The sequence below is a fragment of the Burkholderia sp. GbtcB21 genome (assembly GCF_019091065.1).
Taxonomy (GTDB): Bacteria; Pseudomonadota; Gammaproteobacteria; order Burkholderiales; family Burkholderiaceae; genus Burkholderia; species Burkholderia pyrrocinia_C.
This window is the reverse complement of sequence record NZ_JAGXKA010000030.1, coordinates 13,511-26,784: the sequence shown is the minus strand read 5'-3', so window position 1 is coordinate 26,784 and position 13,274 is coordinate 13,511. Positions and strand designations below refer to the sequence as shown.

General features: G+C 68.1%; 13 protein-coding genes and 1 riboswitch. Of the genes, 7 read left to right on the top strand and 6 right to left on the bottom strand.

What is annotated here, in order from left to right; all coding sequences use genetic code 11:
* Nucleotides 1-4 precede the first annotated feature (4 nt).
* Both KVT39_RS34900 and KVT39_RS34895 read right to left on the bottom strand, forming a co-directional pair.
* On the bottom strand, nt 5-313 hold the full coding sequence (locus KVT39_RS34900) for a non-heme iron oxygenase ferredoxin subunit (protein WP_034178961.1): 309 nt from the start codon (nt 311-313) through the stop codon (nt 5-7).
* A 36-nt stretch (nt 314-349) separates the two neighbouring features.
* Nucleotides 350-1,432, bottom strand: coding sequence for a fatty acid desaturase family protein (locus tag KVT39_RS34895; RefSeq protein ID WP_217591226.1), 1,083 nt, complete (start codon nt 1,430-1,432; stop codon nt 350-352).
* Nucleotides 1,433-1,609: 177 nt separating this feature from the next.
* Here KVT39_RS34895 and KVT39_RS34890 point away from each other — a divergent pair, with 177 nt between their 5' ends.
* The 5 genes from KVT39_RS34890 to KVT39_RS34870 all read left to right on the top strand — a co-directional run bounded on the left by KVT39_RS34890 (nt 1,610) and on the right by KVT39_RS34870 (nt 6,711).
* Nucleotides 1,610-2,674 carry a LacI family DNA-binding transcriptional regulator gene (locus tag KVT39_RS34890; protein ID WP_105391431.1) on the top strand — a complete coding sequence of 355 codons (1,065 nt, stop codon included), beginning with the start codon at nt 1,610-1,612 and terminating at the stop codon, nt 2,672-2,674.
* 145 nt (nt 2,675-2,819) lie between these two features.
* On the top strand, nt 2,820-3,854 hold the full coding sequence (locus KVT39_RS34885) for a xylose isomerase (RefSeq protein WP_217591225.1): 1,035 nt from the start codon (nt 2,820-2,822) through the stop codon (nt 3,852-3,854).
* A gap of 38 nt (nt 3,855-3,892) precedes the next feature.
* Nucleotides 3,893-4,720, top strand: coding sequence for a TIM barrel protein (locus tag KVT39_RS34880; protein WP_175750269.1), 828 nt, complete (start codon nt 3,893-3,895; stop codon nt 4,718-4,720).
* Nucleotides 4,721-4,852: 132 nt separating this feature from the next.
* Nucleotides 4,853-5,839, top strand: a complete 987-nt coding sequence (iolG, locus tag KVT39_RS34875) for an inositol 2-dehydrogenase (RefSeq protein ID WP_217591224.1) — start codon at nt 4,853-4,855, stop codon at nt 5,837-5,839.
* A 185-nt stretch (nt 5,840-6,024) separates the two neighbouring features.
* Nucleotides 6,025-6,711, top strand: coding sequence for an HAD family phosphatase (locus KVT39_RS34870; protein WP_217591231.1), 687 nt, complete (start codon nt 6,025-6,027; stop codon nt 6,709-6,711).
* Nucleotides 6,712-6,918: 207 nt separating this feature from the next.
* On the opposite strand, the gene KVT39_RS34865 is transcribed toward KVT39_RS34870, so the two are convergent.
* From KVT39_RS34865 to KVT39_RS34850, 4 genes are all read right to left on the bottom strand, one after another.
* Nucleotides 6,919-7,152, bottom strand: a complete 234-nt coding sequence (locus tag KVT39_RS34865) for a hypothetical protein (RefSeq protein ID WP_152603871.1) — start codon at nt 7,150-7,152, stop codon at nt 6,919-6,921.
* 187 nt (nt 7,153-7,339) lie between these two features.
* Nucleotides 7,340-8,050, bottom strand: coding sequence for a 3,4-dihydroxy-2-butanone-4-phosphate synthase (ribB, locus tag KVT39_RS34860; RefSeq protein ID WP_034178966.1), 711 nt, complete (start codon nt 8,048-8,050; stop codon nt 7,340-7,342).
* Between the two features lie 118 nt (nt 8,051-8,168).
* Nucleotides 8,169-8,317, bottom strand: a riboswitch (FMN riboswitch).
* Nucleotides 8,318-8,503: 186 nt separating this feature from the next.
* Nucleotides 8,504-9,187: a helix-turn-helix domain-containing protein gene (locus KVT39_RS34855; protein WP_072443458.1), complete on the bottom strand. Its 684-nt coding sequence runs from the start codon at nt 9,185-9,187 to the stop codon at nt 8,504-8,506.
* Between the two features lie 217 nt (nt 9,188-9,404).
* The gene (locus KVT39_RS34850) at nt 9,405-10,580 is read right to left on the bottom strand and encodes an MFS transporter (RefSeq protein ID WP_217591223.1); all 1,176 of its coding nucleotides are present in this window, start codon (nt 10,578-10,580) and stop codon (nt 9,405-9,407) included.
* A gap of 146 nt (nt 10,581-10,726) precedes the next feature.
* Between KVT39_RS34850 and KVT39_RS34845 the strand changes: the two genes are divergently transcribed.
* Nucleotides 10,727-11,659: a LysR family transcriptional regulator gene (locus KVT39_RS34845; protein WP_034178969.1), complete on the top strand. Its 933-nt coding sequence runs from the start codon at nt 10,727-10,729 to the stop codon at nt 11,657-11,659.
* A 214-nt stretch (nt 11,660-11,873) separates the two neighbouring features.
* Nucleotides 11,874-13,247: a tRNA (N6-isopentenyl adenosine(37)-C2)-methylthiotransferase MiaB gene (miaB, locus tag KVT39_RS34840; protein WP_034178970.1), complete on the top strand. Its 1,374-nt coding sequence runs from the start codon at nt 11,874-11,876 to the stop codon at nt 13,245-13,247.
* The last annotated feature ends 27 nt before the right edge of the window (nt 13,248-13,274 follow it).

Below are 13,274 nucleotides of genomic sequence, written 5' to 3'. Positions count from 1 at the left end.
CGCATCACACCTCGATCAGGACGCGGCCGCCCTCGATCTTCGCGCGGTACGTGCGCAGCTTCTCGCATGCGGGCGCGGACAGCGGCCGGCCGTCGCGCACGTCGAAGCGGCCGTTGTGCTTCGGGCATTCGATCACATGGCCCATCACGAGCCCGTCCGCGAGATGCACGCGCTCGTGCGTGCACAGGCCGTCGCTCGCATAGACCTGGCCGTCGATCCGGTAGATCGCGTACGTGCGGCCTGCGTGATCGAAGCGCGCAACGTCTTCATCGTCGATGTCGTCGAGCGCGCCGGTGTCGATCCATTGCGTCATGATGCGTGTCTCCTTGCTTGGGTTGTTCGATGTCGATCACGCGCGCGCCGTGTCCGGCACCGGCCGCACGACGTAATGGGACGGGTCGCGCGTCTGCCGGACCAGCGCCGGCACGATCTCCGCATACGCGGCGAGCGTGCTGCGGTACGGCGGCGGCATGTCGGCCTTCACGGCCTCGTGCAGCTTCGGCAGCGCGTGGAACGGCACCATCGGGAACATGTGGTGCTCGACGTGGTAGTTCATGTTCCAGTACAGGAAGCGGAACACCGGATTCATCATCACGGTGCGGCAATTGCGCCGGTGATCGAGCACGTTCTCGGGCATGCCCGCGTGCTGCGTGAGGCCGAAGTACAGGTATAGCCATGCGCCGTAGAGGCTCGGCAAGCCGATGTAGAGCAGCGGCAGGAGCGTGTGCCGGTACAGCGACGCACCGGCCACGAGCGCATAGACCGCCAGATGGATACGCGACTCGCGCACGACCTTCGGCCATTCCGATTCGGGCACGTAGGTGCGCTCCTCGTCGTCGAGCCGGCCGGTGAACGCGGCCGCAATCATCTTGCGCAGTTCGCCGGCCACATGCTTCAGCGCGACGACGTTCAGCGCGAGCGCGAGCCAGTCGGTCGGCTTCGGCGCGGCGATTTCCGGATCGCGTCCGACGACCAGCGTGTCGGTGTGATGGCGCGCATGGCTCCAGCGCCATGCCGTCGCGCGGCGGAACACCTGGAACGACGCGACCTGGTACAGCGCGTCGTTCATCCAGCGCGTGCGAAACGCGGTGCCGTGCCCGCATTCGTGCCAGCGCGAGTCGGCCGGGCTGCAGTAGAGCGTGCCGTACACGAAGAACGCGGGGATCGCCCACGCCGAATGCGCGCGCCAGGCAAGCCACGCGAGCACACCGCTGGCCGCGATCGCCGCGTACCAGATCAGCGTGTCGCGGATCGCACGCGCGTCGCCGCGCTGCATCAACTGCTTCATCAGCGGCCGCGGCACCGCGCACCGGTACCACTCGGCGTTGACGAGCCCCGCCGCGTGCGCACGCTCGCCGGCGCCGCCGATCAGTCGGTATTCCTGACGGCGCGCCGCCGTGCGATCGCGCGCCTGGTCGTCGATATGAGCCACTCGTGTCTCCTGGTTTGCTTGTGCGTGGGAAGCGCGGCAAGCGCTTCTGCATGGAACCAAAATTAGGCGACCGGCCGCCCCCGCTCAATCGAAACGTTGACGAAATTTCGCCATCGTTTTAGCGTTCCTGGCAGCGCCACGCACCCGATGATGGCGACCACGACGATGGAGACGACCATGGCAGGTGAATCCGGGCCGCGCTGGCGCAAGCGCACCGCGCGCTTCGACGAGATCGCGGCGCTCGCCGGCGTCAGCACGACCACCGTCGACCGCGTGCTGAACGAGCGCGGCAGCGTGTCGGCGCAGGCGCGCGAGCGCGTGGTCGCAGCGGCGCGGCAGCTCGGCGTGCCGCGGCAGCTGCCCGACACGCGGCACGGGCTGATCCACGTCGACGTGCTGCTGCCGGACACCGACGCGCCGTTCTTCCGGCGGCTGCAGCAGGCGCTGCAGCGCTCGCTGCAGATGCTCGACCGGCGCGTGGTCGTGCACCGGACGATCCTGCCCGCCGCGGACGACGAACGCGCCGCCGCGCTGATCGAACGGCCCGCATACCGGCGCGCGGCGCTGATCGTCACGGCACGCGACACCGCCCGCGTGCGCGATGCGCTGGCCGGCGCGATCGCGCGCGGTGAAACCGTCGTCACGATGGTCACCGACATCGGCGGCATCGACCGCGTGCACTACGCGGGCATCGACAACTACCGCGCCGGGCGCACGGCCGGCTACTACGTCGGCCGCCTGGCGGCACGCCCCGGCCGCGTGCTGCTGCTCGGCGGCCGCATGGGCTACCGCGCGCACGCCGACCGGATGGCCGGCTGCCGCGACCAGCTCGCCGATGCGTTCGCCGCGCTGCGCTGCGACGGCGAGCCGGTCGAGACGCTCGACCAGGACGACCGCTGCTACCGCGCGGTGACGAAGGCACTGCAGGCACACGACGACGTGGTCGCGATCTACAACAGCGGCGCCGGCTCGGCCGGCATCGAAGCGGCGCTGCGCAAGGCCGGCGCGACCGGCCGCGTGGTCTGGATCGGGCACGAGATGCTCGACGAGCACCGCACCTTCATCGACGCCGGTGCGATGGACCTCGCGATCGACCAGGATCCGGACGGACAGGCGATTTCCGCGCTGCAGCACGTACTGCATGCGTGCGGGATCGTCGAACAGCCGCCGCCCGGCGACCCGGTCGAATTCCGCGTGTTCTGTGCGGCGAACGTGAGGACGAGCGCCTACCTGCAGCCCTGAATGTCGCCGCGCATCGCGGCGCATGCGCGCGGCGAAAAAAATCGACCGACGCATTGGCGATTTTTCGTCAACGTTTGTCATGCAGCCCGCGCCGCGCATCCGTACATTGGACAGCCATCCCCAGCACAACAACGGACAGGAGACGATGGCTGAACCGATCCTCATCGGCGTGAACCTCGACGGCGTGCTCGAACACGACGGCCTGCCGTTGCCCACGCCTGCCGAACGCTTCCGGATGATCGCCGACGCCGGCGTGTTCGACTACGTCGAAAAGAACCCGTCGCGCGGCGAAGATCTGTCGCCGTATTTCGCGCTGGTCGAACGCCACGCGCTGCCGATTCGCGTGATCGGCGGCATCTGGTGCGCGGGCCGCGACGAAGCGCATGCCGCCGAAATCGTCGATGCCGGCGCGCGGTTCGGCAGCACGGTACTCAACTGCCAGCTGTACGCGCATCACGCGGACGGCCATCCGCTGTCGGACCGCGAAGTCGCCGATTTCTACCTGCGCACGTACGAACGCGGCGAGCCGGTCGGCTGCCTGCCGAGCCTCGAAGTGCACGTCGACATGTGGAGCGAGGACTTCACGCGCGTCGCGCGTGTCGCGCGGCATGTCGAGCAGGCCGGTGCGCCGTTCCGGATCACGCTCGATCATTCGCACCTGCTGTTCAAGATCGGCAATCGCGCCGAACTCGATGCGTCGGGCATTCGCGAACGGGTCGACAGCGGCAGTCTCGTGCTCGACCCCGCATCGCCGGCCGCCATCTACGCCGACTGGATCGCGCGCGGCTGGGTCCGGCATGCGCATGCGCGCAGCGTGATTCCGAACAACCCGGAGAACCGCTGGATGCGCCGCGCGGACGGCCGGCCCGGCCGCGGCATCCAGTATCCGTTCGTCGCGCCGGCACCGGGCGCCTGGCACGGCGAATGGCACGCGGCGGCGCTCGACACGTGGAAGGCCGCGCTGCGCCAGTTGCTGCAATCGCAGGCTCACGCGCGGCCGGATCGGCTCGAGCAGATCAGTTGCGAGTTCATCCCGTTTCCCGACTACGGCGGCGGCGCACGCTATTCGATCTTCGACAACAACGTCGCATGCGCGCACTGGCTGCGCGACACGTGGCACGCACTCGCCGCGCCGCCGGCAAACGCGCCGGCCGGCGACACCGCTCGCACCGGCACCTGATCCGGACCCAGCCATACTCGACACACAAGGACAGAACGATGACGCAAGCATTCCACTTTTCGCTGAACCGGATGAGCGCGCCGCGCCTGCCGCTCGACCGCTATGTCGCACTGTGCCGGCGCCTCGGCATCGACACGATCGAAATCCGCAACGATCTCGACGGCGTCGAGATCGCCGACGGCACGCCGGCCGCCGTCGTGCGCGCGACGGCCGAAGCCGGCGGCGTGACGATCCTGACGATCAACGCGCTGCAGCGCTTCGAGCAATGGAACGCCGAGCGCGCGGACGAAGCGACCGTGCTGGCCGACTACGCGGCGCAGTGCGGCGCGCGTGCGCTGGTGCTGTGCCCGACCAACAGCCGCGGCGACACGCGCGGCGCGGACGTGCGCCATGCGGATCTCGTGAAGGCGCTGAAGGCGCTCAAGCCGATCCTCGAAGCGCGCGGCCTGCTCGGCTTCATCGAGCCGCTCGGCTTCGACGAGTGCGCGCTGCGCCGCAAGTCCGACGCGGTGAAAGGCATTTACGACGCAGCCGGCGAACAGGTCTTCCGGCTCGTGCACGACACGTTCCACCATCACCTGTCGGGCGAGGACATCTTCTTCCCGAACCTGACGGGCCTCGTGCACATCTCTGGCGTCGACGAAGCCGACCTGCCGGTCGACCGGATGCGCGACGGCCATCGCGTGCTGGTCGGCGGCGCCGACCGGCTCGGCAACATCCGGCAGTTGCGCGAACTGCTCGCGCGCGGCTACCGCGGCGCGTTCTCGTTCGAGCCGTTCGCGAACGAAATCGCGGAAGCCGACGACATCGAAGACCGGCTGCGGGCAAGCATCGACTATGTGCGGCGCGAACTGGCGGATTGCTGAGCGTCGCCGCGGTGCGCGGCCGGCGTGACGCCCCGTACACGTGACGACGCGCGCGGCCATGCACTCGATGTGCGCGCCAGGCACGGGCCTGACAGGAAGAAGACAACGAACTCAAAGAAAGAGGAGAACAGAATGATCGAATTCGCTTTGTTCGGCGCGGGAAGAATCGGCAAGATCCACGCGGCGAATCTGGCGCGCCATCCGGGCGCGAAACTGAAATACGTGATCGACCGTCACGCGCCGTCGGCCGAAGCGCTCGCACACGCACACGGCGCGCAGGTCGCCGACATCGAACGCGCACTCGGCGATGCGGCCGTGCAGGCGGTCGTGATCGCGTCGAGCACCGACACGCATGCGGACCTGATCGTCGCGGCGGCGAACGCGGGCAAGGCCGTGTTCTGCGAGAAGCCGGTCGACCTGACCGTCGAGCGCTCGCGCGCATGCGCGGACGTCGTGCGGCGCACCGGCGTGACCTGCATGATCGGCTTCCAGCGCCGTTTCGACCCGACCTTCGCCGCGCTGAAGGCGCGTGTCGAACGCGGCGAGATCGGCACGCCGGAGATGCTGATCGTCACGAGCCGCGACCCGGGCGCGCCGCCCGTCGACTACATCCGCAGCTCGGGCGGCATCTTCAAGGACATGCTGATCCACGATTTCGACGTGTTCCGCTGGATTCTCGGTGACGAAGCGCAGACGCTGCACGCGACCGGCAGTTGCCTGACCGACCCGGCCGTGCTCGATGCCGGCGACATCGATTCGACCGCCGTGACGATCCGCACGCGGCGCGGGCTGCTGTGCCAGATCAACACGTCGCGGCGCGCGGCCTACGGCTACGACCAGCGCTTCGAGCTGCTCGGCAGCAACGGGATGCTGCAGGCCGGCAACGTGCGGCCGACCGAGGTGAGCGCGTGGCTGGCCGGCGGCATCGCGACGGACGTGCCGGAGCCGTTCTTCCTCGAGCGCTACCGGCATGCGTACGCGGCCGAGATCGCGCACTTCGTCGACGCGCTGCGCGACGGCACGCCGATCAGGACGACGATCGACGACGGGCTCGCCGCGCTCGAGCTGGCCGAGGCCGCGATGACGTCGTGGAAAACGGGGCTCGTGATCGAGATGTGACGCGAACGATGGCGGCCCGTGCAAGCGGACCGCCGCCGTCGCACGATCGGCAGCACACCCGTACGAAATGCCGCGACGGCACGGCCGCATCGGGCAGATTTGCCGAAACGTCGCGCGGCATGCGCGTGAAAGCACGTATCATGGCGAATCGATCGGCGTCGCCGATATCCCGCTTGTTCACCATCATGCTCGATCACCTCATCTGCGACTGCGACGGCGTGCTCGTCGATAGCGAAGTCATCGCCGACCGCGTGCTGCTCGACACGCTGACCGCCACCTTCCCGCATATCGATTTCGAAGCCGCCGCGAAGTCGGCGTTCGGCCAGCAGACGTCGCGTTTCCTCGCGGGGCTCGAATCCCGCTTCGGCGTCGAGATGCCGGCCGACTTCATCGAGACCATCGAGCACAACATCGAGATCGCACTGGCGCAATCGCTCGCGCCGATCACCGGCGTGCGCGACGCGCTGCTGAAGGTCAGCCTGCCGGCCGCCGTCGTGTCGAACAGCCGGCTCGTGCGCGTGCGCAACTCGCTGAAGCGCGCGTCGCTCACCGAGATCTTCGGCGAACGCGTGTTCAGTTCCGAGCAGGTGTCGCGGCCGAAACCCTACCCCGACGTCTACCTGCATGCGGCGCAGACGCTCGGCGTGGCGCCGGCGCGCTGCATCGTCGTCGAGGACAGCGTATCGGGGTTGAATGCCGCGCGCGCGGCGGGGATGAAGACGATCGCGTTCGTCGGCGCAAGCCACATCCCCGACAACTACGCGGACGCGCTGCGCGCGATGGGCATCACGCGGATCATGCGCAAGATGGACGAACTGCCGGCGCTCGTCGAAGCCGGCATGCGCGGCGAATTCGGCGACGTGCAGTCGTAAACGTGTCGCGACGGCAGCGCTGGACGATATGCCGTCGCGAACGGAACGCGCCGTTCAGCGCAGCAGGTGCAGCGGAATTCTGCAGGGGCGCTAGCCGACCAGCCAATTGCCGCGCTTGATCAGCCAGGACATGTTGTCAGTGCGATGCCCGGCGTGAAGCCGGGCCCGCTGTACTGGCGGCCCGCCTTCACGCCGGGCCGTCGGCGCTTAACGCAGCCACTCTCGCGGGATCATCGGCAGGGTACAGCCGTGCGGGAACTTGTAGATGAGATAGCGCCCACGTGAGCCGCCAACCGCTGCTCCCGGCAAAACGGGACGCGCCGTCATAATCTCGTGGGCCGCAAACCCCGCATCGACGGTGCCCTCCGGCAATTGAATCGCGTTCTGGCCGCCTGCCCCGCCACCGACGCATGCGCGTTCCGTCATGTTGATTGTTCGCATGATTTCCCTACCTCTGTTGGTTCGTGATCGACACCCGTGCGTGACCGCCGCGGGCTCCTTGTGCAAGCACGACACCACGAACCGGACTATCGGTTCGCCATGCCGACGAGCCCGGTCGAGTATAGGTAGCGCTCCGGAAGCCGAATATCGCCGAATCGCCAAATTTCGGGACTACGCGTGCAGCCCTCTACGCGTCGCTCAAGCAGCCCTCGCGCGCAGCGGCCAGCGCCTCGCGGAATTCGACGAGTTCCGCGATCGTCAGCATCGGCAGCCCGTGCTGTCGCGCGAAACGCTCGACGTCGTCGCCGCGCGTCATCGTGCCGTCCGGATTCATCAGCTCGCACAGCACGCCGGCCGGCTTCAGGCCCGCAAGGATCGAAAGGTCGACCGTGCCTTCGGTGTGACCGCGGCGCGCGAGCACGCCGCCCGGTTGCGCACGCAGCGGAAACACGTGGCCGGGACGCACGATGTCGTGCGGCTTCGCTCCGTCGGCGATCGCCGCGCGGATCGTCGTCACGCGGTCGGCCGCCGATACGCCCGTATGCACGCCTTCGCGTGCCTCGATCGAGACGGTGAACGCGGTGCCGTTGCGGCTCTCGTTGGTCTGCACCATCGGCGGCAGTTCGAGCGCGCGCACCGTGTCGTCGGTCAGGCACAGGCACACGATGCCGCTGCACTCGCGAATCAGCAGCGCCATCGTCTCGGGTGTGATGCGCTCGGCGGCGACGATCAGGTCGGCCTCGTTCTCGCGGTCGTGGTCGTCCTGCAGCACGACCGCGCGGCCCGCGCGCATCGCTTCGAGCGCAGCGGCGATGCGCGGCGGCACCGGTTCGGAATCCAGCAACGGGAGATCGGCAAAGGCGTCGGCGGGTGCCGACGAAACGGACATCAAGGACATGTGAAACGCTCCTCGCAAATACGATTTGGGCGAAAAACGTTTCAGGGCATTGCAAACAGACAGAACGACAACCCGCTTCGCACGCATCGCGAAGCGGCCCTGGCGGACATGACTATCTGCACATCTTCTCTCATCCGGACTGTGACCGTCGGCTCTGGCATTCGACCAGATCTGCTGACCCCGCGCGGTGGCGCGGGCGCTCGCGGGCTCGCCGGCTTACGCCAGCCTACCGCCGGTGGGGAATTTCGCCCCGCCCTGAAGACGCACTGATTGCCGGATGGGGGCTGCCCATCAGCGGCGGGCCAAGCATACAACAGCCGCGCGCATGGCGCAGCCAACAGCACCTAAAACCTTACTGACGACTCCGTCTAACGGCATCGTCCAGACGGCCGACGGCCGCGCTGCGGTCCCGCCCGATATGGGGACGGCAACCGCTCCGTACGACCCGCACGATCAACCGGCCGCGTGCGCCGCGTCGGGCACGAGCCAGCGCGGCGGCACCTCGGGGCTCACCGTCACGCGAAACGCGCGCGCTTCGCTGTCGCCCGGGTTGCGCAGGCTGTACGGCTGGTCGGCATCGAACACGATCGCGTCGCCGGTCGCGAGCAACTGGCGGCGGTCATGCACGCTGACTTCAAGCGTGCCCTCGCTGACGACGAGGTTGACCGTCGTGCCGGGCGCGCGGCGCGTGCCGGGCTCCGTATGCAGCGGCGCGATCCGCAGCTCGTGGAATTCGGCCGCGGCCGGTTCGCCTTCCGGGTACAGTGCGCGCGCCGAGAAACGGCCGTTCGAGCTGACGACGCGCGACGCGCGCTCGGCCGCCAGGTGTTCGAAGCCGTTCACCGCATGGCGGCGCAGGAACGCGGCGACCGACACCTTCAGCGCCGCGGCAATCTTGCAGAGCACCTTGATCGACGGCACGCTGCGCGCCGACTCGATCTGCGCGAGCATCGCGCGCGACACGCCGGACAGCCGCGCGAGCGCATCGAGCGACAGTTGCCGCTCGGCGCGCAAGCGCGCGAGATTCACGCCGACGACTTGTTCGAGGACATCGAGCGACGCGGATGCCCGCGCGTCGGCGGCATTGCCGGACTCGAAGGAAGACACATCGCGCACCAGCGCCAGGGGTGAAGACATAGCATTGCCTCCGGGCCGCCGCGCGGCCCTGCGTATGGGGTAAGCCGGGATCGGAATCGGGTTGCGCCTGCAACGGCGCGTATCGAGACGCTATCACCCGGCCTTGCGCGGGCAAACGAAGTTATCTTCACACCGTTATCAGCATCGCGGAGGAATGCGTTTCTCGCGAACCTTTTCCTGCCGCTATGGCGTCGCCGTCATGCCACCATCGCGCCGCTCATTGTGCCGCCGGCGCCGCGCCGCGCGCCGGACCGCGCGCATCGAGCCGCATCGCGAGCCACGTGACGACGAGCGCCGCGAACGTTACCGCGACGGCAACCCACGGCAACGCATCGAGCGCGAAGCCGTGTTCCAGCGCGAGGCCGCCGAGCCACGCGCCGCCCGCATTGCCGACGTTGAACGCGCCGATATTGAGCGTCGACGCGAGATTCGGCGCGCTCGCGGCCTTCTCGACCATGCGCGCCTGCAGCGGCGGCACCGTCGCGAACGCGGCGATCCCCCACACGAATACGGTGACGGCGGCCGCGACCGGCAGGTGGCTCGTTTTGGCGAACGCGGCCATCACGGCCATCAGCGCGACGAGGATCGCGACCAGCGACGGCATCAGCGCGCGGTCGGCGAGCTTGCCGCCGATCGTATTGCCGATCGTCAGCCCCGCGCCGAACAGCACGAGGAGCAGCGCGACCGAGCGCGGCGAGTAGCCCGACACCGTCTCGAGAATCGGCGCGATATACGTGAACACGACGAACACGCCGCCGAAGCCGAGCACGGTCATCAGCAGTGCGAGCCACACCTGCGGCTCCTTCAGCACGCGCACCTCGTGGCCGAGGCCGACCGGCCCGCTGTCGTGGCGGTTCGGCACGAGCGCGGCCACGCCGCCGAGCGCCAGCACGCCGAGCGCGGCGACGATCCAGAACGACGCGCGCCAGCCGAGCAGCTGGCCGACGAACGTGCCGAACGGCACGCCGAGCACGTTCGACAGCGTGAGCCCCGTGAACATCAGCGCGATCGCGCTCGCCCGCTTGTCGGTCGGCACGAGCGACGCGGCGACCACCGCGCCGATCCCGAAGAACGACCCGTGCGCGAACGACGTAACCACGCGCGCGACCATCAGCATCGCGTAGCCGGACGCGGTGGCGCACAGCACGTTGCCGACGATGAAGATCGCCATCAGCAACTGCAGCGCAGCCTTGCGCGGCATGCGGCTCGTCAGCACCGCGAGGAGCGGCGCGCCGACCGCGACGCCGAGCGCGTAACCCGTGACGAGCAGGCCGGCCGACGGCAGCGAAACGGCGAGATCGTGCGCGACTTCGGGCAGCAGGCCCATGATGATGAATTCGGTGGTGCCGATGGCGAAGGCGCTGATCGCGAGCGCCAGTAACGGGATGGGCATGACGTTCTCCGGAGGGCGGCGGAAGCGGCGCCCGGTCGGTGCCGCACCGCACAAGAAGCGGGATGTGCGCGCATTGTCCCGAAGATGCCTATATTTGATAATTGGCGTGGCATTTGAACCATTTTCAAAAAACTCTGGAAAATCGAATGGATCGACTGGGCGATATCCGGCTATTCGTCGAGGCGGCGGAACTGGGCAGCCTGTCCGCTGCCGGCCGCAAGCTGAACCTCACGCCGGCCGCCGCGAGCGCGCGCCTCGCGAAACTCGAGGCGAAGACCGCGACACGGCTGTTCGAACGTTCGACGCGGCAATTGCGGCTCACCGACGAAGGCCGGCTGTACCTGAACTGCTGCCGCCAGGCGCTGCAGGCGCTCGACGACGCGGACGCGATGCTGCAGGAAGGCCGCAACGTCGTCGGCGGCAAGGTGCGGCTGTCGTCGACGTCCGATTTCGGCCGCAACCAGTTGCTCGACTGGCTCGACGAATTCACGACACGCCATCCCGACGTCACGTTCGCGCTGACGGCGTCCGATTCGTCGTCGAACCTGTGGCAGGACGAGATCGACCTCGCGATCCGCTTCGCCGCGCCGCCCGACGGTGCGCTGATCGCCCGCCGTCTCGCGACGAACCGGCGCGTGCTGTGCGCGGCGCCGTCGTTCGTCGAGCGCCACGGCGTGCCGGCCGATCCGCACGATCTGGCCCGCTTTCCGTGCAACGTGATCACGATCGCGTCCGGTCCGATGAACGTCTGGCACTTCACGCGCGGCGACGAGGTGCAGATCCACAGGGTGCCGGTCGCGACCGCATTCGAGACCAACGACGGCGGCCTCACGCGCGAATGGACGCTGCGCGGCCATGGCATTGCGCTGAAATCGCTGTGGGACATCGCCGACGACGTCCGCGCGGGCCGGCTGCGCGTGCTGCTGCCCGACTGGCGGCACCAGGACGCGCCGCTGCACGCGATCTATCACAGCAAGCGCTACATGGCGCCGCGCGTGCGCGTGCTGCTCGACTTTCTCGCCGAACGCTTCGCGCGCGAGGAAGCCGCGCTCGACGACCTGCTGAACGCGTGCCGCTGACGGCCGATGCATGGCCGCTCAAGGGTCGGAACCTGACGATCGACGTCGCGCGGCCGCAACCCGCCGGCCGTCCGGCGCAGCGCGAAAAGCTATAATGGAAAGCTTTCCCGACGGCCTTTCCTGCTTGACGCGCGCAACCTGCGTGCAGCGCACGGCCGTCCCGATTCACCCTTGACGACGCCCCCAGGTCAACCACTGCGAACGGCGAATCCCCATGACCAAGAAAGTTTACGTAAAGACCTTCGGCTGCCAGATGAACGAGTACGACTCGGACAAGATGGTGGACGTGCTCAATGCGGCCGAAGGCCTCGAAAAGACCGACAACCCCGAAGACGCGGACGTCATCCTGTTCAACACGTGCTCGGTGCGTGAAAAGGCGCAGGAGAAGGTGTTCTCCGATCTCGGCCGCGTGCGCGAGCTGAAGGAAGCGAAGCCCGGCCTGCTGATCGGCGTCGGCGGCTGCGTCGCGAGCCAGGAAGGCGCGTCGATCGTGTCGCGCGCACCGTACGTCGACCTCGTGTTCGGCCCGCAGACGCTGCACCGCCTGCCGCAGATGATCGACGCGCGCCGCGCGAGCGGCCGCGCGCAGGTCGACATCACGTTCCCCGAAATCGAAAAGTTCGACCACCTGCCGCCCGCGCGCGTCGAGGGGCCGAGCGCGTTCGTGTCGATCATGGAAGGCTGCTCGAAGTACTGCAGCTACTGTGTGGTGCCGTACACGCGCGGCGACGAAGTGTCGCGCCCGCTCGACGACGTGCTGACCGAAGTGGCCGGCCTCGCCGACCAGGGCGTGCGCGAAGTCACGCTGCTCGGCCAGAACGTGAACGCGTATCGCGGCGCGCTGACGGCCGGCGCATCCGAGATCGCCGATTTCGCGACGCTGATCGAATACGTCGCCGACATCCCCGGCATCGAGCGGATCCGCTACACGACGTCGCACCCGAAGGAATTCACGCAGCGGCTGATCGACACCTACGCGAAGGTGCCGAAGCTCGTGAGCCACCTGCACCTGCCCGTGCAGCACGGTTCCGACCGCATCCTGATGGCGATGAAGCGCGGCTACACGGTGCTCGAATACAAGTCGGTGATCCGCAAGCTGCGCGCGATCCGCCCCGACCTGTCGTTGTCGACCGACATGATCGTCGGCTTCCCCGGCGAGACCGAGGAGGATTTCGACAAGATGATGGCGCTCGTGCACGACATGAGCTACGACACGAGCTTCTCGTTCATCTACAGCCCGCGCCCCGGCACGCCGGCCGCGAACCTGCACGACGACACGCCGCGCGAAGTGAAGCTCAAACGCCTGCAACATCTGCAGGCGACCATCGAGGAGAACGTCGCGCGCATCAGCCAGTCGATGGTCGGGAAGGTCGAGCGGATCCTCGTCGAGGGCCCGTCGCGCAAGGACCCGAACGAACTCGCGGGCCGCACCGAGAACAACCGGGTCGTGAATTTCCCGGCGCCGCTCGCGTCGCACCCGCGCCTGATCGGCCAGATGATCGACGTGAAGATCAACCATGCGTACCCGCATTCGCTGCGCGGCGAGCTCGTGCTCGTCAGCGACGACGCGAGCGCGGCCACCCACTGACCGACGCATCACCGGAGCCCGACGCCA